This window comes from Streptomyces sp. NPDC002057, from assembly GCF_040296665.1.
In the GTDB taxonomy this organism is placed as follows: domain Bacteria; phylum Actinomycetota; class Actinomycetes; order Streptomycetales; family Streptomycetaceae; genus Streptomyces.
This window is the reverse complement of sequence record NZ_JBEOXR010000026.1, coordinates 20,697-41,570: the sequence shown is the minus strand read 5'-3', so window position 1 is coordinate 41,570 and position 20,874 is coordinate 20,697. Positions and strand designations below refer to the sequence as shown.

24 protein-coding genes are annotated in these 20,874 nt (G+C 73.4%); 11 read left to right on the top strand and 13 right to left on the bottom strand.

Annotated features, from left to right (window positions below; genetic code table 11):
- Nucleotides 1–200 precede the first annotated feature (200 nt).
- A complete protein-coding gene (locus tag ABT129_RS20840) occupies nucleotides 201–686 on the bottom strand; it encodes a MarR family winged helix-turn-helix transcriptional regulator (RefSeq protein ID WP_351903394.1) in 486 nt (161 codons plus the stop codon).
- 83 nt (nucleotides 687–769) lie between these two features.
- Here ABT129_RS20840 and ABT129_RS20835 point away from each other — a divergent pair, with 83 nt between their 5' ends.
- Nucleotides 770–1,393: a hypothetical protein gene (locus ABT129_RS20835; protein ID WP_351903391.1), complete on the top strand. Its 624-nt coding sequence runs from the start codon at nucleotides 770–772 to the stop codon at nucleotides 1,391–1,393.
- 43 nt (nucleotides 1,394–1,436) lie between these two features.
- Here ABT129_RS20835 and ABT129_RS20830 read toward each other — a convergent pair whose 3' ends face one another.
- The 3 genes from ABT129_RS20830 to ABT129_RS20820 all read right to left on the bottom strand — a co-directional run bounded on the left by ABT129_RS20830 (nucleotide 1,437) and on the right by ABT129_RS20820 (nucleotide 3,367).
- Entirely contained in the window at nucleotides 1,437–2,009 is a 573-nt protein-coding gene (locus tag ABT129_RS20830) for a DinB family protein (protein WP_502981839.1), read from the bottom strand.
- A gap of 335 nt (nucleotides 2,010–2,344) precedes the next feature.
- Complete coding sequence (locus ABT129_RS20825) at nucleotides 2,345–2,761, bottom strand: VOC family protein (protein ID WP_351903388.1); 417 nt, start codon at nucleotides 2,759–2,761, stop codon at nucleotides 2,345–2,347.
- Between the two features lie 210 nt (nucleotides 2,762–2,971).
- Complete coding sequence (locus ABT129_RS20820; protein WP_351903385.1) at nucleotides 2,972–3,367, bottom strand: helix-turn-helix transcriptional regulator; 396 nt, start codon at nucleotides 3,365–3,367, stop codon at nucleotides 2,972–2,974.
- 88 nt (nucleotides 3,368–3,455) lie between these two features.
- Here ABT129_RS20820 and ABT129_RS20815 point away from each other — a divergent pair, with 88 nt between their 5' ends.
- From ABT129_RS20815 to ABT129_RS20805, 3 genes are all read left to right on the top strand, one after another.
- On the top strand, nucleotides 3,456–3,929 hold the full coding sequence (locus ABT129_RS20815; protein WP_351903382.1) for a helix-turn-helix domain-containing protein: 474 nt from the start codon (nucleotides 3,456–3,458) through the stop codon (nucleotides 3,927–3,929).
- 55 nt (nucleotides 3,930–3,984) lie between these two features.
- On the top strand, nucleotides 3,985–4,575 hold the full coding sequence (locus tag ABT129_RS20810; RefSeq protein ID WP_351903379.1) for a hypothetical protein: 591 nt from the start codon (nucleotides 3,985–3,987) through the stop codon (nucleotides 4,573–4,575).
- 88 nt (nucleotides 4,576–4,663) lie between these two features.
- The gene (locus ABT129_RS20805) at nucleotides 4,664–5,008 is read left to right on the top strand and encodes a DUF2516 family protein (RefSeq protein WP_351903376.1); all 345 of its coding nucleotides are present in this window, start codon (nucleotides 4,664–4,666) and stop codon (nucleotides 5,006–5,008) included.
- Between the two features lie 133 nt (nucleotides 5,009–5,141).
- Here ABT129_RS20805 and ABT129_RS20800 read toward each other — a convergent pair whose 3' ends face one another.
- The 4 genes from ABT129_RS20800 to ABT129_RS20785 form a co-directional block, all read right to left on the bottom strand.
- Nucleotides 5,142–6,377, bottom strand: a complete 1,236-nt coding sequence (locus tag ABT129_RS20800; protein ID WP_502981833.1) for a PP2C family protein-serine/threonine phosphatase — start codon at nucleotides 6,375–6,377, stop codon at nucleotides 5,142–5,144.
- Nucleotides 6,378–6,661: 284 nt separating this feature from the next.
- The gene (locus ABT129_RS20795) at nucleotides 6,662–6,859 is read right to left on the bottom strand and encodes a hypothetical protein (RefSeq protein WP_351903370.1); all 198 of its coding nucleotides are present in this window, start codon (nucleotides 6,857–6,859) and stop codon (nucleotides 6,662–6,664) included.
- A gap of 54 nt (nucleotides 6,860–6,913) precedes the next feature.
- Nucleotides 6,914–7,963 (bottom strand): C40 family peptidase, encoded by a 1,050-nt coding sequence (locus ABT129_RS20790; protein ID WP_351903367.1) that lies wholly within the window; start codon nucleotides 7,961–7,963, stop codon nucleotides 6,914–6,916.
- 224 nt (nucleotides 7,964–8,187) lie between these two features.
- The gene (locus tag ABT129_RS20785; RefSeq protein ID WP_351903365.1) at nucleotides 8,188–8,982 is read right to left on the bottom strand and encodes a class I SAM-dependent methyltransferase; all 795 of its coding nucleotides are present in this window, start codon (nucleotides 8,980–8,982) and stop codon (nucleotides 8,188–8,190) included.
- 319 nt (nucleotides 8,983–9,301) lie between these two features.
- On the opposite strand from ABT129_RS20785, the gene mshA reads away from it, so the two are divergent.
- From mshA to ABT129_RS20770, 3 genes are all read left to right on the top strand, one after another.
- Complete coding sequence (mshA, locus tag ABT129_RS20780; protein WP_351903362.1) at nucleotides 9,302–10,669, top strand: D-inositol-3-phosphate glycosyltransferase; 1,368 nt, start codon at nucleotides 9,302–9,304, stop codon at nucleotides 10,667–10,669.
- Nucleotides 10,662–11,162 carry a type III secretion system chaperone family protein gene (locus ABT129_RS20775; RefSeq protein WP_351903360.1) on the top strand — a complete coding sequence of 167 codons (501 nt, stop codon included), beginning with the start codon at nucleotides 10,662–10,664 and terminating at the stop codon, nucleotides 11,160–11,162. Before mshA ends, ABT129_RS20775 begins: the two co-directional genes overlap by 8 nt.
- Before the next feature lie 85 nt (nucleotides 11,163–11,247).
- On the top strand, nucleotides 11,248–12,906 hold the full coding sequence (locus tag ABT129_RS20770; protein ID WP_351903357.1) for a glycosyl hydrolase family 28-related protein: 1,659 nt from the start codon (nucleotides 11,248–11,250) through the stop codon (nucleotides 12,904–12,906).
- A gap of 80 nt (nucleotides 12,907–12,986) precedes the next feature.
- On the opposite strand, the gene ABT129_RS20765 is transcribed toward ABT129_RS20770, so the two are convergent.
- Nucleotides 12,987–13,958: an AraC family transcriptional regulator gene (locus tag ABT129_RS20765; RefSeq protein ID WP_351903354.1), complete on the bottom strand. Its 972-nt coding sequence runs from the start codon at nucleotides 13,956–13,958 to the stop codon at nucleotides 12,987–12,989.
- A 105-nt stretch (nucleotides 13,959–14,063) separates the two neighbouring features.
- On the opposite strand from ABT129_RS20765, the gene ABT129_RS20760 reads away from it, so the two are divergent.
- On the top strand, nucleotides 14,064–14,978 hold the full coding sequence (locus ABT129_RS20760) for an MBL fold metallo-hydrolase (protein WP_351903351.1): 915 nt from the start codon (nucleotides 14,064–14,066) through the stop codon (nucleotides 14,976–14,978).
- Nucleotides 14,979–14,994: 16 nt separating this feature from the next.
- On the opposite strand, the gene ABT129_RS20755 is transcribed toward ABT129_RS20760, so the two are convergent.
- On the bottom strand, nucleotides 14,995–16,302 hold the full coding sequence (locus ABT129_RS20755) for an MDR family MFS transporter (protein ID WP_351903348.1): 1,308 nt from the start codon (nucleotides 16,300–16,302) through the stop codon (nucleotides 14,995–14,997).
- 125 nt (nucleotides 16,303–16,427) lie between these two features.
- Between ABT129_RS20755 and ABT129_RS20750 the strand changes: the two genes are divergently transcribed.
- Nucleotides 16,428–17,186, top strand: a complete 759-nt coding sequence (locus ABT129_RS20750; RefSeq protein ID WP_351903345.1) for a phosphoglyceromutase — start codon at nucleotides 16,428–16,430, stop codon at nucleotides 17,184–17,186.
- A gap of 72 nt (nucleotides 17,187–17,258) precedes the next feature.
- On the opposite strand, the gene ABT129_RS20745 is transcribed toward ABT129_RS20750, so the two are convergent.
- Nucleotides 17,259–17,816 carry a hypothetical protein gene (locus ABT129_RS20745; protein ID WP_351903342.1) on the bottom strand — a complete coding sequence of 186 codons (558 nt, stop codon included), beginning with the start codon at nucleotides 17,814–17,816 and terminating at the stop codon, nucleotides 17,259–17,261.
- A gap of 66 nt (nucleotides 17,817–17,882) precedes the next feature.
- Between ABT129_RS20745 and ABT129_RS20740 the strand changes: the two genes are divergently transcribed.
- Nucleotides 17,883–18,383 (top strand): GNAT family N-acetyltransferase, encoded by a 501-nt coding sequence (locus ABT129_RS20740; RefSeq protein ID WP_351903339.1) that lies wholly within the window; start codon nucleotides 17,883–17,885, stop codon nucleotides 18,381–18,383.
- 53 nt (nucleotides 18,384–18,436) lie between these two features.
- Here ABT129_RS20740 and ABT129_RS20735 read toward each other — a convergent pair whose 3' ends face one another.
- Together ABT129_RS20735 and phoU are read right to left on the bottom strand one after the other, a co-directional pair.
- Nucleotides 18,437–18,589 carry a hypothetical protein gene (locus tag ABT129_RS20735; RefSeq protein WP_351903336.1) on the bottom strand — a complete coding sequence of 51 codons (153 nt, stop codon included), beginning with the start codon at nucleotides 18,587–18,589 and terminating at the stop codon, nucleotides 18,437–18,439.
- A 111-nt stretch (nucleotides 18,590–18,700) separates the two neighbouring features.
- On the bottom strand, nucleotides 18,701–19,381 hold the full coding sequence (gene phoU / locus ABT129_RS20730) for a phosphate signaling complex protein PhoU (RefSeq protein ID WP_351903333.1): 681 nt from the start codon (nucleotides 19,379–19,381) through the stop codon (nucleotides 18,701–18,703).
- A gap of 263 nt (nucleotides 19,382–19,644) precedes the next feature.
- On the opposite strand from phoU, the gene phoR reads away from it, so the two are divergent.
- Entirely contained in the window at nucleotides 19,645–20,874 is a 1,230-nt protein-coding gene (gene phoR / locus ABT129_RS20725) for a two-component system sensor histidine kinase PhoR (protein WP_351903330.1), read from the top strand.

Here is a 20,874-nt window from a genome sequence, read left to right as displayed (position 1 = left end):
CAGACTATTTTTTACGGAACCGCTTTGAGGGCGCGGTCCGCCGGGCGCGCCGGGCCGGGGGTGGCGGTGCCGCGGGGCTCGGGTCGGGCGGGCTTCCCGGGCTCGGGTCGGCAGTGCTGCCGGGTCCGGGTTGGCCGGGCTTCCCGGGCCCGGGTCGGCCGCGATGCCGGGCTCGGGTCAGGCGGTCTCGCAGGTCCGGGTCAGCCGCGCTGCCGGGCCCGGCGGGCCGGGCGCGGGCCCTCGGCCGGGGTTTCCAGATGGCCGGTGGCCAGGCGGTTCAGGGCGCGCAGGAGGACCGTGCGCTCGTCCTCGGGAAGGGAGGCGAGGGCGCTCTCGTGCACGCCGTCGACGATCTTCTGGCTCTCCCCGGCGACCTTCGCCCCCTCCTCGGTCACGGCGATGATCCGCGCCCGCCGGTCGGTGCTCGACGGGCGGCGCTCGGCGAGCCCGGCCTTCTCCAGGGCGTCGACGGTGACCACCATGGTGGTCTTGTCCATGTCGCCGATCTCCGCGAGCTGCGCCTGCGTGCGCTCCTCCTCCAGGGCGTGGACGAGGACGCAGTGCATCCGCGCGGTGAGCCCGATCGCGCCGAGCTCGGCGGCCATCCGGGTCCGCAGGACATGACTGGTGTGGTCGAGGAGGTAGGAGAGGTCGGGCTCGGTGCGGGTGGGCGCCATGGCTGTCATGGCCCCCAGGGTAACGAGGATCGATCCGTCGCGGATTATCGCGAAGTGGACGAGTGGGGGCCGGGTGCGGCCACGATGGGGCCATGACCATCCCGCTCCTCTTCCTGGACGTCGACGGACCGCTGATCCCCTTCGGGGCGAGCGGTGGCGCCTACCCGACGTACCCGCCCGCGCCGCCCGCGTCCGTGAGCCCGCTCCTCGCACGGCTGGACCCCGCCCAGGGGCCGCGGCTCGCGGCACTGCCGTACGAACTGGTGTGGGCGACGACCTGGGAGGACGACGCGAACGCCTGGATCGCCCCGCGCCTCGGCCTGCCCCCACTGCCGTGGGTGGGGTGGCCGGACGAGGAGCCCGGTCCGGAGGGCGCCGGGGCGGGGTCGGCGGGTACGGGGACCGGGGCCGGGTCCGTGGCTACGGGGGCGGGGTCTGCGGGGACCGGGGCCGGGTCCGTGGCTACGGGGGCAGGGTCCGTGGGGATCGGCTCCGGGGCCGTGGTGGGGCTGCACTGGAAGACGCCGGCGCTCCTGGCGTGGGCCGGAGGGCGGCCGTTCGCCTGGGTGGACGACGAGATCGGCGCGGTCGACCACGACTGGGTCGCCGCCCACCACCCCGGGCGGGCGCTGCTCCACCGGGTGGACCCCCGCCGCGGACTCACCGCGGCGGACTACGAGAGGCTCGCCCGCTGGGCGGAGGGGGCGGGGGACTGACGGCGCCGGAGGGCGAAGGGGCAGGGCGCCCGGAGGCGGTGGCTCAGATGCCCCTGGTGCCGTCGATGCGTTCCCGGAGGAGGTCCGCGTGGCCGTTGTGACGGGCGTACTCCTCGATCATGTGGACCAGGACCCAGCGCAGCGAGACCGTGCCGCGCCAGTCGTCGTGACCCGACACCTCCAGGTCCGGCGCCCCTGCCGCGAAGCGCTCGGCGAAGTCGACCGCCTCCCGCCACGCCTCCCAGGCCGCGGCGACGGAGGCCGCGTCGGGCGCCGCGCCGTCGAAGTCCCCGTCCGGGTCCTCCGCCGAGGACCAGAGCGGACCGGCGTCGTCCTGCCCGGCGAGCACCTTCCGGAACCAGCGGCGTTCGACGTCGGTGAGGTGCCGGACCAGGCCGAGCAGCGAGAGCGTGGACGGCTCGACAGACCGCCGGGCCAGCTCGCCCTCCCGCGCCCCTTCCAGGCCCGCGCACCTCAGCACGAGCGTCGCGCGCTGGTCGGCCAGGAACCCGGCGAGCATGCTCCGCTCGTCCCCGGTCGCGGGACCGGAGAACCGCCGGGGCCCCGGGCTGCCCGTCTCGTCGAGGACCTCCGCGCGCCGCCGGGCGCTCACCACGCCCGCCCGCCGGTCGCGCGGGCGGAGCGGCGGGGCCCGGTCGCGCCTGCGGGCGGGTCCCACCGTGCCCGGCCGGGTTCGGGCACGTCCCTCTCGGCGTACGGTACGTCCCTGCTGGCGCGCTCAACCGGCATGACTGCCCTCCCTGTTGACGTCGGACCCATGCTGGCACGCGGCCGGTCGGCAGGGAGGGGTGAGGGGGAGGCTCGGCCCGCGCGGGGCGGGTCGGACGGGCCGGGCGGTGGCCCTGGCGACGGCTCGGTCGACGGTTGGGCCGGTCGGCCGGTCAGCCGGTCAGCCGGTCAGTCGGCCGGTCGGCCGGCCGGCCGGGACGGTCACGTCGTGCGGGGCTGGGTGAACCGGAGCATGTTGCCGGCCGGGTCGCGGAAGGCGCAGTCGCGGACGCCGTACGGCTGGTCGACCGGCTCCTGGAGGACCTCGCCGCCGGCCGCCCGGACCTGCTCGAAGGTGGCGTCGACGTCCTCGGTGGAGAAGATCACGCCCCGCAGCATGCCCTTGGCGAGGAGTTCGGCCACGGCCTGGCGGTCGGCGGGGGAGGCGTTGGGGTCGGCGAGCGGCGGTTCGAGGACGATCTCCACGTCCGGCTGCGCGGGCGACCCGACGGTCACCCAGCGCATCCCCTCGAAACCGACGTCGTTGCGCACTTCGAGACCGAGGGCGTCGCGGTAGAAGGCGAGGGCCTTGTCGTGGTCGTCGACGGCGATGAAGCACTGCGAGAGCTTGACGTTCATGCGATCGACGCTACGGCCGGGCGCGGGAATCCGCTTCTCCGATCCTGACCGATGGGTGGGGCGGTACCCGGCCGCCGGTCGCCCGGCCCGGGGGCTCGCGGCCCGGGGCGGCCGTGCGGGGGTGGCGGTCCGGGGCTCCGGTCCGGGGACTTGCGGGCCAGGGGCTCGGTACAGGGCCTCGGTCCGGGATTCGGGTGCCCGGGACTCCGGTCAGGTCCTGCGGACCGGTCGGGTGCGGATCTTGGCGACGCAGGCGGGGATGGCGGCGCCGTCCTCGTGGCGGCGGGCCCGGTAGGCGGACGGGGTCTCGCCGACGAGTTCGGTGAAGCGGGTGCTGAACGACCCGAGCGAGGTGCACCCGACGGCGAAGCAGACGTCCGTCACGCTCAGGTCGCCCCGCCGGAGCAGGGCCTTGGCCCGCTCGACGCGGCGGGTCATGAGGTAGCTGTACGGGGTCTCGCCGTACGCGGCGCGGAAGCTGCGGGCGAAGTGCCCGGTCGACATGAGCGCGACGCGGGCCAGCGCGGGGACGTCCAGCGGCAGCGCGTAGTCGCGGTCCATCACGTCCCGCGCCCGGCGCAGCCGCACGAGGTCCTCCAGGGTCACGCCCACCAGCATGGCACGCGGGGACGCGCAGGGCGACTATTGCAAGCAGGTGCTTGCAATAGTTAGCAATGGCTGGCATGGTCGGGGCATGGCATCGCTCAACGTCGGCAATCTCGGTGACTACCTCCGCGAGCAGCGGCGGACCGCCCAGCTGTCCCTGCGGCAGCTCGCCGACGCCGCCGGGGTGTCGAACCCGTACCTGAGTCAGATCGAGCGGGGGCTGCGGAAGCCCAGCGCCGAGGTGTTGCAGCAGGTCGCGAAGGCGCTGCGGATCTCCGCCGAGACGCTCTACGTACGGGCCGGGATCCTGGACGAGAAGGAGCGGGACGAGCTGGAGACGCGCGCCGTCATCCTGGCCGACCCCTCGATCAACGAGCGGCAGAAGCAGGTGCTGCTCCAGATCTACGACTCCTTCCGCAAGGAGAACGCCGCCGAAGTCGCGGCCGCCACCGAGGTCGTCGAGGCCGCCGCGGCAGCGGCCACCGCAGCGGCCGACGAGGCCGCCGCCCGGCCGGCCGGGGCCCGCGCCGCCGCGCCCGATGCCGAACCACCCCTGACCTAGCCCGCTCGCCGCACCCGCCACTCGCTCGTACGCCACATCCGGGAGGACCACCAGCATGGCCATCATCGACGAACTGCGTACCCCTCTCTACTTCGCCGCCGGCACCGCCGACCTCGTCGCGCAGCAGGCCAAGAAGGTGCCGGGCCTCATCGAGCAGCTCGCCGCCGAGGCGCCCGCCCGCATCGAGGCCGTGCGGAACACCGACCCGAAGGTCGTGCAGGAGAAGGTGACCGCGCAGGCCAAGGAGGCCCAGGCCACCGTGCAGTCGAAGTTCGCCGATGTCGTCGGCGGTCTCGACACGGACCTCAAGAAGCTCGGTGAGACGGCCCAGGACCTCGCCCTGCGCGGTGTCGGCGTCGCCGCCGAGTACGCCGTGAAGGCGCGCGAGAAGTACGAGGAGGTCGCCGCCCACGGCGAGGAGGCCGTCAAGGCCTGGCGTGGCGAGGTCGCCGAGGACATCGTCGAGATCGCCGTCGTCGTCGAGCCGGACGAGACCAAGGCCGAGGACACGGCGGAGTCCGCCGACGCGCCCGCCGCATCGGACGGGTCCGCCGACGCCGCCGGGGCCAAGAAGGCGCCCGCCCGGAAGACCACCGCCCGCAAGGCGCCCGCCAAGAAGGCGACCGTCGCCGCCGAGAAGGAGTAGGGCGGGCACCATAGGGGGTACCCGGGGCGTTGGAACGGGTACCTTGACCGCGAGGCGCTCTTCCCCTCTTCTCTAGGCGGTGCTCAGCATGTTGCGCGCGGGATTCGACTCCCTTCTCTCCCTGGTGATGTTCCTGATCTTCACCGGCTTCGCCGTCGCCGCGCTCGTCTTCGCCGCTCTGGCGCGCGAGGACGCGTACCGCGCCGCCGAGAAGCAGACGAAGAAGTTCTGGCTGATCGTCCTGGGCATCAACCTCGCCCTGAACCTGCTCTTCCCGATGCTGTTCCTGCAGATCGCGGGCGTGATCGCCGCCATCGTCTTCATGGTGGACGTCCGCCCGGCGCTCCAGCAGGTCTCGGGCGGCGGCGGGGGTCGCCGGGGCGGCGGTTCCAGCAGCGACGGACCGTACGGCCCCTACAACGGCGGCAGGTAGCCGACCCGCCGCCGACGGCGGCCGGGGCCTTCGGGCCGGGGCCGCGATGACGGCCGGTGGCCGGCCGCGACAGCAGCCGGCGGCCGGAGAGGCGCGGACGATCGAAGAAGTGACCGACAGCGGGACCCGGGGCTCAGCCCCGGGTCCTGTCCCTTTCCAGGGCCAGGACCGCGACGTCGTCCGTCAGCTCGCCGCCGTTCAGCGACCGGACCTCCGTCACCGCCGCCTCCAGGAGCTCCTCGCCGCGCAGCCCCGAGGCCAGCTGCCGGTTGATCATCGCGACCATCCCGTCCTGGCCGAGTCGCGGCGAGCCGGGTCCGGCCGAGCGGCCCTCGATCAGTCCGTCCGTGTACATGAGCAGGCTCCAGGACCCGCCGAGCTCCACCTGGCGGCGCGGCCAGCGGGCGCGCGGCAGCAGGCCGAGGGCCGGGCCGCCGTCCTCGTACGGCAGCAGCCGGGCCGTCCGCCCCTGCCGGGCGATCAGCGGCGAGGGGTGGCCGGCCAGGCACAGGCCCGCCCGGCGCCCGTCGGGCGCGATGTCGACGGTGCAGAGGGTCGCGAAGATCTCCTCGCTCTCCCGCTCGTGCTCCAGGACCTGCTGCATCGTCGACAGCAGCTCGTCCCCGCACAGCCCCGCGAAGGTCAGGGCCCGCCACGCGATCCGCAGCTCGACGCCGAGGGCGGCCTCGTCGGGGCCGTGCCCGCAGACGTCGCCGATCATGGCGTGGACGGTGCCGTCGGGCGTACGCACCGTGTCGTAGAAGTCGCCGCCGAGCAGGGCGCGCGACCGGCCGGGCCGGTAGCGGGCCGCGAACCGCAGGTCGGAGCCCTCCAGGAGGGGGGTGGGGAGCAGGCCGCGTTCGAGGCGGGCGTTCTCCTGGGCCCTCAGCCGGGACTCGGCCAGCTTGACCTGGACGGCGTCGGCCCGCTTGCGCTCGACCGCGTACCGGATGGCCCGGCTGAGCAGCCGCCCGTCGAGTTCCTCGCGGAAGAGGTGGTCCTGGGCCCCGACGCGTACCGCCTCGGCCGCCAGCTCCGCGTCGGCCGAGGCCGCGAGGGCGAGAACGGCGTGGCGCGGGGCGAGGCGCAGGATGTGGCGCAGCGGGGCGAGCGGGTCGTCGCCGGCGGCGGCCCGGGGGCCGGGCAGGGAGAGGTCGACGAGGACGCAGTGGACGTCGTCGGTGAGGAGCCGCTCGGCCTCGGTGAGGTTGCGGGCGGTACGGATGCGGACCCGGGTGCCGGCGGCGTCCGCCGCGTCGAGGAGTTCGGGCACGGCGAGGGCACCCGCCGGGTCGTCCTCGACGACCAGGAGAGTGAGATCGGTGCGGTCGGTGCCTGTGACTGTGCCTGTCATAGCGGTGGCGTCCATGGCGGTGGCGTCCGTAGCGGTGGCTTCGCCGGGTCCCGCATCAGCAGAGACGTTTCTCTGCCGCGGTAGGGATACGGGCATCGGTCCGGGTTTCCTTCCCTCCCCCCGAGGGTGCGCAGGGCGCCGGGTGGCGCCCCGCCCGTCCCGGACCATAGCGGTAGGGCGGTGCGCAGCGGAATGGTGATCAGGGGGCGGGTGCGCGCGTCGGTGTTGGCATATGCCGCGGAAGGGGAGGTACTTGCCCCCGGAGGGCCGGAGGGGCGGCCCCGGGGCAATGAGAAAGGTCACGCCGGGTGAGGTTTCCCGGTTCCGCTTCGGCGCGTGCACTCCGTCACGTCGCCGTCGCAGTCGCCGTACCCGTCGCGGTCGTACACGTCGCCGTCGCCGTACGCGTCGCGGTCGTACGCGTCGCCGTCGCCGTACGCGTCGCGGCCGTACGCGTCGCCGTCGTTGCTCACGTCGCCGTGGTCGTCGTCATCCACGTCGCCGTCGTCGTGCCGTCCCCGCCCCGGACGGGGCGGGGGCCCCTGGCTCCGTCACATCGGGCGGACGACTCCCAGGATCTCCATCGAGCCCGCTCCCGCGAGCGTGATGTTCCGGCCGGGACGCGGCGCGTGCACGATCGTGCCCTTGCCGACGTACATCCCGATGTGGCTCGCGTCCTTGAAGTAGACGATCAGGTCGCCCGGCCGCATGTCCTTGATGTCCACGCGGGGCAGCAGGCGCCACTGCTCCTGCGAGGTGCGCGGGATCTGCCGTCCCGCCGAGCCCCACGCGCTCTGGGTCAGGCCCGAGCAGTCGTACGCGCGCGGACCCTCGTCCCCCCACCCGTACGGCTTGCCGATCTGGGCCGTGGCGTACGCGATCGCCTTCTTGGCCTCCGGCGTCGCGTCCGTGGTCAGGCCGGTGAGGGCGCCGGTGCCGAGCCAGGTCGTCTGGGCCTTCTGCTGCGCCTGCTCCTCAAGGCGCCGCAGCCGCTCCCGCTCCTCGGCGGCGAGTTCGGACTCCAGCTTCTTGGCGGCGGCGATCTTGTCGTTGATCTCCTTCTTCGCCGCGGCCTGCCGGACGCGGTTGGCCTCCAGCCTCGTCCAGTTGACGCCCGCCTCCTTGGCGTAGACGTCCAACTGGGCCTGGGTGCGGGTCATCTCGCCGAGGAGGTCCGTGGTGGCCTTCGCCCCGTCCTTGAGGCGTCCGGCGGCGTCGAGGAAGAGCTGCGGGTCGTTCGTGAGGACGAGCTGCGCGCCGTCGGGCAGTCCGCCGTTGCGGTACTGGGCGCGGGCGGCGGCGCCGGCCTTGGCCTTGAGGTCCTCGATCTTCTCGCGGCCCTCCACGATCATCCGGGCGACCCGGACGATCTCCGCGGACTGCTCCTTGGTCCTCTCCTCCGCGAGGTTGTACGCGTCGGTGGCGACGGCGGCCTGCCGGTACAGGGTGTCTATCTCCTTGCGCACCTCCTCCAGGCTCTTCTTCGGAGGGGCGGGCGGCAGGGGCGCGGCGGCGGCCTGGAGGGTCAGTGCGGGAGAGGCCAGCACGGTCAGGGCGCAGATCACGGTGATCGCGGCAGTGGCGTGGCGGCGTCGGTTCACGAGCTCCCCCTCGAGTGACCAAATCTGATTTACCGTCAGTAACTTGACGGTGACCTTGGCGATAGTGCCATGCGAAACCGCAAAGCAACAGGGGAAACCGGGGCCTGTCGGGCCTGTTCCCCCCAGGGGGGACGAGTGATGCGCGCGTGGCGTTCCCGGCGTACGGGAAATTCAGCGGGAGTTGGGGAAAGCGAGGCCCGCGGGGAGATGGCGGGGACGCGGCCTCACCCCCGGGGTGCCAGCGCCTCCCACCGCACCGTCAGCTCGCCCTGGCGCCACCGGCGGGGACCGTCCGTCAGCGGCCAGTCCGCCGCCAGGTCGCGGGCGGCGCGGATCCACCGCTGCCGCGCGCCGAGCGAGGCGTACGGGGCGGCCGCCGCCCACGCCCGGTCGAAGTCCCGCAGGAACGCGTGCACCGGCTCGCCCGGCACGTTGCGGTGGATCAGCGCCTTCGGCAGCCGCTCCGCGAGGTCCGAGGGGCGCTCCAGGGAGCCGAGCCGGGTCGCGAAGGTCACCGTGCGCGGTCCGCTCCGGTCGAGCGCCACCCAGACGTGCCGGCGCCCGATCTCGTCGCAGGTGCCCTCCACGAGCAGCCCGCCGGGTGCGAGTCGCCCGCACAGCCGCTTCCAGACGGCCGCGACCTGCTCCTCGTCGTACTGGCGGAGCACGTTCGCCGCGCGGATGAGGTGGACCTCGCCGGGCACCGGCACCTCGAAGCCGCCGTGCAGGAAGGAGAGGCCCTCGTGTTCGTACGGCTTGGCGGCCTCGACGCGGGCGGGTTCGATCTCGATGCCGTAGAGGCGGGTGCGGGGTTCGGCGGTCCGCAGCCGGGCGAGGAGTTCGACGGCGGTCCAGGGGGCGGCCCCGTAGCCGAGGTCCACGGCGAGCGGCGGCTCGGGGGAGCGGCGCAGGGCGGGTCCGTGGACGGCGGCGATCCAGCGGTCCATGCGGCGCAGACGGTTGGGGTTGGTGGTCCCGCGGGTCGGGGTGCCGACGGGGCGGGTGGTGCGCGGGGCCATGCGAAGAGCGTAAGGGGTACGGGTCGCTCCCCGGCCGGCGAGCGCGGGGGCCCGGCGGCCGGGGGCCCGCCCGCCGAGCGACCCCCGCCGAGGGCCCCGCCCGCCGGGGGACTCCCGTCACCGAGGGCCCGCCCACCAAGCCCTCCGCCCGCCGAGCGACCACCGGCCCACCGACCACCCACCCGGTAATTAATTGGCAAAGTGCCCCCCGGGGTGGAAATGAAAGAGGCCATTCCGCTGTTGTCGGAGCCGGAGGGCGCACCACGTCCTCCCGCCGTCATGCCCGACGACACTGCCCTCGAGCGGAAGGACCGCCGACGTGAGCCAGTACGTGTCCCGGTTCGCCGGTACCCGGCACCGGCACCCGGCGCCGAGCAGGCTCCGGCTCCCCGGCCGGAACCGCACCCCGCGCCGGGTGGCCATGCTCAGTGTCCACACCTCCCCGCTGCACCAGCCGGGCACGGGCGACGCGGGCGGTATGAACGTCTACATCGTCGAGCTGGCGAAACGGCTCGCCGCCATCGACATCGAGGTGGAGATCTTCACCCGGGCCACGACCGGCGGCCTGCCCCCGGTCGTCGAGCTGACCCCCGGTGTCCTCGTCCGGCACGTCGACGCCGGTCCGTACGAGGGTCTGGCCAAGGAGGAGCTGCCGGCCCAGCTCTGCGCCTTCACGCACGGCGTGATGCAGGCGTGGGCGGGCCACCGGCCCGGCCACTACGACCTCGTCCACTCCCACTACTGGCTCTCCGGCCATGTCGGCTGGCTCGCCGCCGAGCGCTGGGGCGTCCCGCTCGTCCACGCCATGCACACCATGGCGAAGGTCAAGAACGCGGCGCTGGCCGAGGGCGACACGCCCGAGCCCGCGGCCCGCGTGATCGGCGAGACGCAGATCGTCTCGGCCGCCGACCGGCTGATCGCCAACACGGCCGAGGAGGCCGACGAGCTCGCCCGTTTCTACGAGGCGGACCCCGGCAAGATCGCGGTCGTCCACCCGGGCGTCAACCTCGACCACTTCCGTCCCGCCGACGGCCGCGCCGCCGCCCGCGCCCGGCTCGGGCTGCCGCAGGACGCCTTCATCCCGGTCTTCGCCGGCCGCATACAGCCGCTGAAGGCCCCGGACATCCTGCTGCGGTCCGCCGCGGTGCTCCTCGACCAGGATCCCTCGCTGCGCTCGCGCATGATCGTTCCGGTGGTCGGCGGCCCGAGCGGCAGCGGCCTCGCGAAGCCGGAGGGGCTGCAGAAGCTGGCGGCCCGGCTCGGCATCGCGGACATCGTGCGCTTCCACCCGCCGGTGGGCCAGGACCGGCTCGCCGACTGGTTCCGCGCGGCGAGCGTCCTGGTCATGCCCTCGTACAGCGAGTCCTTCGGTCTGGTCGCCATAGAGGCGCAGGCGGCCGGCACCCCGGTCGTCGCGGCGGCGGTGGGCGGTCTGCCCGTGGCCGTACGGGACGACGTGACCGGCTTCCTCGTCCAGGGCCACGATCCGGCGGACTACGCCCGCGCGCTCGGCCGCTTCGTGGCCGATCCGTCGCTGTCGGCCACGATGGGCGCGGCGGCGGCCCGGCACGCCGGCTCGTTCGGCTGGGACACGGCGGCCTCGGGTACGGCGGACGTGTACACGGCCGCCGTGCACGACCATCGGCTGCGGGAGAACCGCCGTCGCGTACGCTCCCACCATGGCTGAGGCTGAGGACGTCCGACGGATCGTCGAGGACACTTTCAAGGACGCGGAGCTGGAGTGGGAGTCCCCCGAACCGGGCTCCTACGTGGTCAAACTCCCCGGCACGCGCAAGCTCTTCACGACGCTGTCGCTGCGCACCGGCCGCCACTCGCTCTCCCTCAACGCCTTCGTCATCCGCCACCCGGACGAGAACGAGGCGGGCGTCCACCGCTGGCTGCTGGAACGCAACCTCAAGCTGTACGGGGTGAGTTACGCGGTCGACGCCCTGGGCGACGTCTATCTCGCCGGCAAGCTGCCGCTCTCCGCGGTCACGCCCGAGGAGCTGGACCGGCTGCTCGGCTCGGTCCTGGAGGCGGCGGACGGCGACTTCAACACCCTGCTGGAGCTGGGGTTCGCCTCGGCGATCCGTCGTGAGTACGAGTGGCGGGTCTCGCGCGGCGAGTCGACCCGGAACCTCGACGCGTTCAAGAACCTGACCCAGAAACCCGGTAACTGACCTCTTCCCGCAAGAGCCGCGCAGTGCCATGCTCACGCCCGACGCAGATCTGAACACCATTCATATACGTGAAAGGTTCAGAGGCATGGCACTGAGCAGAAGGCAGTTCGTCGGCGGCGCGGTGGCAGTCGCGGGAGCCACGACCGCGGCACTGGGCACCACCGGCCTCGCTCCCCCCACCCGCCCCGCGGAGCTCTGGCGGGAGTTCGAAGCCGACCCCTACACCCACCCCCAGATCCCCTACGTGGGCCGGGCCGGCGCCCACGCCGGAGCCCGCCGCGCGCCCCGCCCGCCCGTCGTGGCGAACGCGCTCGCCTACGGGGCCACCCCCGACGGATCGGCCGACTCCGCGCCCGCCCTCAACCGGGCCCTCGCGGCGGCGGGGGAGCGCGGCGGCGGCACGGTCCTGCTGCCGCCGGGCACGTACCGGATCGACGACTACCTCCGGATCGGCCACAGCGGAACCGTCCTGCGCGGCGCGGGCTCCGGCCGCACGACCCTGCTCGCCACCCGGAACCTCACCGAGCTGATCGGCCCGTACGGCTCCCGCTACGGCGGCGACAAGTCCTCCTGGTCCTGGGCCGGCGGCCTGATCTGGCTCTCCCCGCGCGCCCGGCACGCCTCCCTCGTCGCGGCGATACGGGACCGGGCCTGGCCCTTCGAGGGCTGGACCGGCAACCGTCGCGACGAGTGGACCACGCTGACGACCCTCCGCCCGGCCCGCCGGGGCGACCGCTCGGTCACCGTCGAGGACCCCTCCGCCCTCCGGCGCGGCCGACTCGTCGTCCTCCGCCTCGCCGACGATCCCGACCACACGCTCCTGGAGCACATGGCGGGGGGCGGCCCGGGCCCGGAGGCGTACACCTGGGACGAGAGGACGAAGCTGACCAGCTACGTCCCCTACGAGTGGCCCGTACGGATCACCTCCGTGCGGGGCCGGACCGTGACCCTCGAACGGCCCCTTCCGCTCGACCTCCGCCCGGAGTGGGACCCCCGGCTGATCTCCGGGGCGGAGCCGCTCACCGGCTCGGGGGTGGTGGGCCTGACCCTGGAGGCGGTGGAGACCCCGCAGTCACCGCACCTGCTCGACCAGGGGTACAACGGCGTCACCTTCCAGTGCGCGTACGACTGCTGGGCGGAGGACGTCGTGGTCCGCCACGTCGACAACGGCTTCGGGCTCGTCGCCGCCTCCGCCTGCACCCTGCGCCGTACGCGGGTGGAGGGGCGCGGCTCCCACCACCCGTACTTCTGCCGCGAGGGCGCGCACGACAACCTGGTCGAGGAGTTCCGCGTCGCGGCCCGTACCGTCCCCGCACCGGCCGGGACCCAGCTCCACGGCATCAACGTCGAGGGTCTGTCCAGCCACAACGTCTGGTCGCGCGGGGTGATGGAGATGGGCACCTTCGACACCCACCGGGGCATGCCCTTCGCCAACGTACGGACCGAGATCACGGTCGAGAACAACGGCCGGCACGGCGGCGACGCCTCCGCGGGCCCGCTCTACGGGGCCCGGTTCGCCCACTGGAACGTCACGGTGACCAACGGCCGGGCGGGGCTGGTGAAGATCGACACCATCGCCCCGTACAGCGCGACGGTCGGCATCAGCGAGGTCCGCGAGTTCGACCAGACCGACGTCCCGGACTTCACGGGCGACCTCCACGCGCGCGTGGAGGCGTACGGAACCCCGGGGTCGGTCCGCCCGCGGAACCTGTACGAGGCCCAGCGAGCACTCGGCCGGGGATAGCGGGCACTCGCCTGGGGCTGGTCGGCACTCGGCCGGGGGCGGTGGGCGCTCGGCCGGGGCTGACGGGCGCTCGGCCGGGGTCAGCCGGCACGCGTGCCGGGGGCAGCGGGGGCCCGGCTGCCCGGGTCCCCGCTGCTCCGGTACCGGCCCGGCGTCGTGCCGAACTCCCGGCGGAAGGCGTGCGAGAGGGCGTACGGCGTGCTGTAGCCGACCCGCCGGGCGACGGCCGCCAGCGGATCGTCGGTCTCCCGGAGCAGGGCGGCGGCGCGGGTCAGCCGCCACCACGTCAGATACGCCATCGGAGGCCTGCCGACGAGCGCGGTGAAACGGCGGGCCAGCGTGGGCCGGGAGACCCCCGCCTCGGCCGCGAGCCGGTCGGTGGTCCACGGGGCGGCCGGGTCGGAGTGCAGCGCGCGCAGCGCGGCGGCGGTCACCGGGTCGCCGAGGACGGCCGGCCAGGCTCCGGCCGTACCCTCGGCCAGCCACGAACGGATCATGTAGACGAGCAGCAGGTCGAGCAGGCTGGGCAGCGCGACGCCCGAGCCGGGTCGCCGCTCGTCGAGTTCGCCGCCCAGCAGGTCGATGGCGGCGCGGAGTTCGGGATGCGCACCGGGCCGGCTCGGCAGGTGGACGACCGGAGGGAGCTCCGCCAGGAGCGGGTGCGCGTGGCTGCGGTCGAGCCGGTACTTGCCGCAGAGCATCTCCACCTCGCGCCCGCCGGACCCGGGCGGGGACGGGGTGAGGGGCGAGCCGGGCGGACCGCCGTCCCGCCACGGGACGAAGGGCACCGCCCGCGCGAGCATGGCCGCGTCGGCGGGCGCGTCGGCGATGACGTGCCCCGTCCCGTGCGGCAGCAGCACCGCGTCTCCCGCGCCGAGCGCGACCGGTGCGCCACCGTCGGGCAGCAGCCAGCAACCGCCCTTCAGGACGATGTGGAAGCCGGCGCCGTCGTACGGATCGAGCCGCGCGCACCAGCGCCCGCCCACCCGTACCCGGTCGGAGGAGGGCCGCCCGGCGCGGACGGCCGAGATCGCGTCGCTGACCACGTCCATGGGCGGCAGGGTATCCGCCCCGGTCGGGGCGGTGAGCGTCTCGCGTATCCAGGGGAGCCCCACGAGCATTGAGAGGCTCAACCACCCCTCCCTAGGGTCGGTTTCATGACCAACGAGAGCACACCGAGCATCGTCCTGGGGGACGTCGAGATCCTCCGGATCGTCGAGTGGCAGGGGCCGTTCGCCCCGGCCCGCGGCCTCGTCCCCGACTCCGGGGCCGACCTGTGGCAGGCCAACGAGGAGTGGCTCGCGCCGGACCACTGGGCGCCGGACACCGACAGCGCGGTCATGGCGCTGCAGAGCTGGGTGCTGCGCAGCGGCGGCCGGACCGTCCTGGTCGACACGGGCGTCGGCGACGGGCGCGAGCGGCCGCACTCGCCGCACTTCCACCAGCGGCGGGGCGACTTCCCCGGCCTTCTGGAGCGGGCCGGGATCCGCCCCGAGGAGGTGGACGTCATCGTCAACACCCACCTGCACGCCGACCACGTCGGCTGGAACACCCGGGACGACCGGGGCACCTGGGTGCCGACCTTCCCGAACGCCCGGTACCTCGTCCCGGCCGCCGACGACGTCCACTTCGGTCCGGGGAACGCGTACGGCGACGGCCTCCACGAGGAGGACCGGCTCGTCTACGAGGACAGCGTCGCGCCCGTGCACCGCGCCGGGCTGGTCGATCTGTGGGACGGGTCCCACCGCATCGACGAGAACCTCGTCCTGGAGTCCGCGCCCGGCCACACCCCCGGCTCCGCCGTACTGCGGCTCGCGTCCGGCGGGGACCGGGCGGTCTTCGTCGGAGACCTCCTCCACAGCCCCGTGCAGATCCTCGACCCCTCCTGCGCCAGCTGCTTCTGCCTGGACGCGGACCGGGCGGCGACCAGCCGCCGCCGGATCCTCGAACGCGCCGCCGATCAGCGGGAGCTGGTCGTGCCCGCGCACTTCGGCGGCGCCGGTGCCGCCGAGGTGCGCAGGGAGGGGAAGGGCTTCGGCCTGGTGCGGTGGGCGGCCTACGGCACCGGGTGAGGGCGGTGAGCGGGGGTCAGGAGCCGACGGGGGTCTGGGCGTCCTTGGCCGTGGCGGGCGCGGCCTCGGTAGCGCGGGGGTCGGGCAGCGGCATCGGGACGCCGTCCTCGTCGTCGGCTAGGGCCTTGCGCAGACGGGTGAGGTAGCCGACGGCGGCGAGGGCGCCGATCGCGGCCGTGGCCGCCCACAGGACGTCGGGGCCGGGACCGCCGACGACGGCGCCGGCGCCGATCGGGGCGACGAAGCCGGCGACGGCCCAGGACATGCCCATGACGCCCTGGTAGCGGCCCCGGGCGTGCTCGGGGGCGAGACGGGCGGTGGCGGCGGCGTTCGTCGGGACGTGGATCATCTCGCCGACCGTCCAGACGATCACGGTCGCGGCGAAGGCCACGGGGGAGCCGGCGAGGGCGGTGGCGCCGGTGCCGACGGCGAAGAGGAGGGAGGAGAGGGTGAGCAGGAGGACCGGGGAGCGCTTGTCGGTCAGCTTGTTGACGAGCAGCTGGAAGCCGACGATCACGATGCCGTTGACGGCGATGACCATGCCGTACGAGGAGGGCGAGAGGCCCTGGTCCGCCATGGTGAGGGGGAGACCGATCCAGGGGGCGGTGAAGACGAGGCAGACGAGGAGGTTGAGGAGGACGAGGGTGCGGAAGGGGGCGTCGCGCAGCACGGTGACCATGCTGACCTTGGCCTCGACGACCGGCTCGCCGGCCTTGTCGGTACGGGCCTGGGGGCGGGTCTCGGGGAGCCGCAGGAAGACGATGACGGCGCACAGGGTGGTGGCGACGGCGTCGACGACGAAGAGGGTGCGGTAGCCGAGGAAGATCGCGGCGCCGCCGCCGATGGAGGCGATGGCGAAGCCGAGGTTGAGGGCCCAGTAGTTGAGGGCGTAGGCCCGGCGCACGTCGTGGGCGGGGACCATGTCGGCGATGGTGGCGTTGATGGAGGGGCGGACGGCCTGCATCGCGACGCCCATGAGGAGGACGACCGTCGCGATGGCCCAGGCGCTGGTGACGACGGCGAGGGCGGCGGCGCAGGCGGCGGCCGCGAGGTGCATGGTGACCATGGTGGGGCGCCGGCCCCAGCGGTCGGTGAGGGTGCCGCCGAGCGGGGAGCCGGCGACGCCGCCGAGACCGTGGAGGGCGACGACGAGTCCGGCGAACCAGGCGGAGTGGCCGAGCTCCACGGTCAGGTAGAGGGAGAGGAACGTCAGGACGAAGGCCCCGGTCCGGTTGACCAGGGTCGAGAGCCAGAGCCACCAGAAGCCCTGCGGGAAGCCGGAGACCGTCGCCCGGGCTGATCGTCTGAGCGAGTCGATGGACATGTGTGGCGGCCCCTTGGTCTGCGTAAGCCCTGCTTCCGGCGTCCGTAACTTACGCATCTCATGTGTCGGACGCCAGCCAATTGACGACGCGCGTCAATCGTCAGAGGTCCATTAGGCTCGTACGCATGGCCGACGCACCGTACAAGCTGATCCTCCTCCGCCACGGCGAGAGCGAGTGGAACGAGAAGAATCTGTTCACCGGTTGGGTGGACGTGAACCTCACCGCGAAGGGCGAGAAGGAGGCGACGCGCGGCGGCGAGCTGCTCAAGGACGCCGGCCTGCTCCCCGACGTGCTGCACACCTCCCTCCAGAAGCGCGCCATCCGCACCGCCCAGCTCGCGCTGGAGTCCGCGGACCGCCACTGGATCCCGGTCCACCGCTCGTGGCGCCTCAACGAGCGCCACTACGGCGCCCTCCAGGGCAAGGACAAGGCCCAGACGCTCGCCGAGTTCGGCGAGGAGCAGTTCATGCTGTGGCGCCGCTCGTACGACACCCCGCCGCCGGCGCTCTCCGACGACAGCGAGTACTCGCAGGCGCACGACGCGCGTTACGCGACGATCCCGCCGGAGCTGCGCCCGCGCACCGAGTGCCTGAAGGACGTCGTGGAGCGGATGCTCCCGTACTGGTACGACGCGATCGTCCCCGACCTCCTCACCGGCCGCACGGTCCTGGTCGCCGCCCACGGCAACAGCCTCCGCGCCCTGGTCAAGCACCTCGACGGCATCTCGGACGAGGCCATCGCGGGCCTCAACATCCCGACGGGCATCCCCCTCGCCTACGAGCTCGACGAGAACTTCAAGCCCCTCAACCCGGGCGGCACCTACCTCGACCCGGAAGCCGCGGCGGCGGCGATCGAGGCGGTCAAGAACCAGGGCAAGAAGTAACCCTGACGCACGCTCTCCCCGTACGAGCCCCCTTCCCGCCGCGCCCGGCGGGGAGGCGGCCTCGGCGTGTCGTCAGAAGGCGTCGCAGGCGTGGGCCCGGAAATCCGTGAGGGTCGTGGTGCGGACCGTGTCGCCGTGCGTGTAGCTGACCCGGTCCGGGGTGAGGTGCTTCAGGTCGGCCAGGGTGAACGAGTGGTGGTCCGTGGACCACGAGTTGTCCCGGGTCGCGCCGTACAGCGTGTAGAGCCGACCCGGCTCCAGGGGGCGCGGAGGTTCCTCCGGCGTCCAGAAGAGGGTGGCGGTCTCCGCGCCCGGCGGGAGGGTCAGGGGCCAGGTCGAGAAGTCCTCGACGGGCGTGGCCGCCGACCAGGAGTCCGTGTACTCCGGTTCCGCGGCCTCCGCCGTGACGTCCGCGTCCGGGTCGGTGACCGGCTCGTCCGGGTACAGCACCGCCGTGTCGATCCGGTCGTGGCACACCAGGACCACGCCCACCGGCGCTCCCTCCGCCGTCACGGTGACGCCCGTGACGCCCGCGGACCCGACGCCGCAGCCGGCCAGCGCGGGCAGGGCCGACAGTACGGCGGCGGCGAGGAGTGCGCGGCGGCGGAGCCGGGCGGTCGTGGGAACCATGGGGGCCATCCTGCCCGCACCGAAATTCGGCGGTGGTGATCACGCGGAATCGTTACGGTCCTGGCCATGAGCACGCCTCCCGCCACCCCGGCCCCCGACCGACCCTCACCCCTCCGCCTGGAGAAGGTCACCCCCGCCACCGTCGACGCCGCCCTCGGCCTGCGCGTCCACCCCCATCAGGAGAAGAACGTCTCCCCCGTCTCGCGCTCCCTCGCCGAGGCGTACGCGCACGGGGACACCGCCTGGCCCCGGCTGATCTTCGACGGCGACCGGCTCGTCGGCTTCCTCATGGCCTTCCTCGACATCCCGTGGAACGAGGAGAAGGACCCCGCCGACCGCCGCAGCGGTCTCTGGCGGCTCAACATCGCCTCCGACGTCCAGGGCAAGGGGTACGGACGCTTCGCCGTCGAAGCCGTACGCGACGAGCTGCGGCGGCGCGGCGAGCGGCGCCTCTACGTCACCTGGGAGCCGGGCGACGACGGCCCCGGCGCCTTCTACCACCGGCTCGGATTCCGCCCGACCGGTGAGCTCAGCGGCGGCCAGACCGTCGGCGTCCTCGACATCTGACCCGTGCGCGGAGGGGGGTGGGGTGCGGATGCCCGCGCCCCACCCCTTCGCTGTCAGCCCGAGCAGCCGCCGCACTGGCACGGCGAACCCGACTGGCAGCCGCAGCCGCAGCCCGAGCCGCACCCGCAGGCGCCCAGCACGGGCAGGAACACCGCCTCGCGCGGCGCCTCCGCTCCGGATTCGGTCGGCATGGGGGATTCGGCCATGGGGGTCCCTCCCTTTCGAGGCGCACATCGCCTCCCCCCATTGCATGCCCACTCGGACCGGCGCATCAACGGCGCATCGGCGCCCGCGCCGCCCGACGGACCCCGAGCGCCCTATGCGCCCTCGACCGGCGAGTCCGCCGCCTGCAGCTCGTCCGCGTGCTCACCCGTCACCAGGTAGACGACCCGCTTCGCGACCGACACCGCGTGGTCGGCGAACCGCTCGTAGTAGCGGCCGAGAAGCGTCACGTCGACCGCCGTCTCGATGCCGTGCTTCCAGCGGTCGTCGATCAGGTGCTGGAACAGCGTCCGGTGCAGCAGGTCCATCTCGTCGTCGTCCTGCTCCAGCTGGAGCGCCAGGTCGACGTCCTTCGTGATGATGACCTCCGCCGCCTTCGCCATCAGGCGCTGCGCCAGCTGGCCCATCTCCAGGATGGTCGCGTGCAGGTCACGCGGTACGGCCGAGTCCGGGAACCGCAGCCGCGCCAGCTTCGCGACGTGCTGCGCCAGGTCGCCCGAGCGCTCCAGGTCGGCGCTCATGCGCAGCGAGGTCACCACGATCCGCAGATCGGTCGCCACCGGCTGCTGCCGCGCGAGCAGTGCTATCGCCCGGGCCTCCAGGTCGTGCTGGAGGTCGTCGACCTTCTGGTCCGCCGCGATCACGCTCTCCGCGAGCTTGAGATCCGCGTCGAGCATCGCCGTCGTGGCCCGCCCGACCGCCGACCCGACGAGTCGGGCCATCTCGACCAGGCTCTCGCCGATCGAATCCAGTTCCTCGTGGTACGCGTCCCGCATGGTGTCCCTCTCTACGCAAAGCTCCGGGGTCCGGGTGGGGCGTCGGACCCCCACGCTCCCACGTTCGGCCCCCTACGCGTCCGGTTCCACCCGCACACATGAACCGGCACTTTCCCCAAGGTGAACTCTGGGCTACGCACGCCACTGCCCCGGTCGCGACAAATGAACCGGCCAGGTCCTGAGAGTGAACTCTGGGCGACGACTGTTCGAGGAGCCACTCGGACGGCTGGGAGAGTGTCCGCCACCCCGCATAACCTTGAGGCATGGACGTGAACGCGGCGGTTGCCGCATTGGCCGCGATCGCCGGAGTGTGCACCGGCGTGATCGCCATGCTGGCGTTCCGCTGGAGCGAGCGCGACCAGGCGAGACCCACCCGAACCTCCCTGCACACCGACGCCGTGCTCCCGCCCGGCGTCGACACCGTGCTGTCCGTGCTGCGCTCCTCCGCGGTCGTCCTCGACGAGAGCGACTCCGTGGTGAAGGCCAGCTCGGCGGCGTACGCGCTCGGCCTGGTCCGGGGCGGGAAGCTGGCCGTGGAGCCCATGCTCAACATGGCCCGCGACACCCGCCGCGACGGGGAGATACGGCAGGTCGAGCTGGACCTGCCGCGGCGCGGCACCGGACGCGGCGAGGCCCTCGCCGTCTCCGCCCGGGTGGCCCCGCTGGGTTCGCGCCTCGTGCTGCTCCTGGTCGAGGACCTGACCGAGGCCCGTCGTATCGAAGCGGTACGGCGCGACTTCGTCGCCAACGTGAGCCATGAGCTCAAGACCCCCACGGGGGCGCTCTCCCTGCTCTCCGAGGCGGTCATGGACGCCTCGGACGACCCCGAGGCGGTCACCCGCTTCGCCGGCCGCATGCAGATAGAGGCGACCCGCCTCACCAACCTCGTACAGGAGCTCATCGACCTCTCCCGCGTGCAGAACGACGACCCGCTGGAAGACTCCGAGCCCGTGTCCGTGGACGAACTCGTCGCCGAGGCGATCGACCGCTCCCGGCAGCCCGCCTCCACCAAGCAGATCACCATGGTCTCCGGAGGCGACGCCGACCTGCGGGTCTGGGGCAGCCGCGGCCAGCTCGCCGCCGCTCTCGGCAACCTCGTCGAGAACGCGGTCAACTACTCACCGGCCCGTACACGGGTGGGCATCGCCGCCCGCCGTGTCGCCGCCCCCTCCGGCGATCTCATCGAGATAGCCGTCACCGACCAGGGCATCGGCATCCCCGACAAGGACAAGGAGCGCGTCTTCGAGCGCTTCTACCGCGTCGATCCGGCCCGCTCCCGCGCCACCGGCGGTACGGGGCTCGGCCTGGCCATCGTCAAGCACGTCGCCGCCTCGCACGGCGGCGAGGTCACCGTCTGGAGCACCGAGGGCCAGGGCTCCACCTTCACCCTGCGGCTGCCCGAGGCGGGCGCCGTACGGGACCGCCGACCCGCCTCGTCCCCCACCCCTGATCTCATGACCGAACCGCTTCCTGCCCCGGAGGTCCTTCCGTGA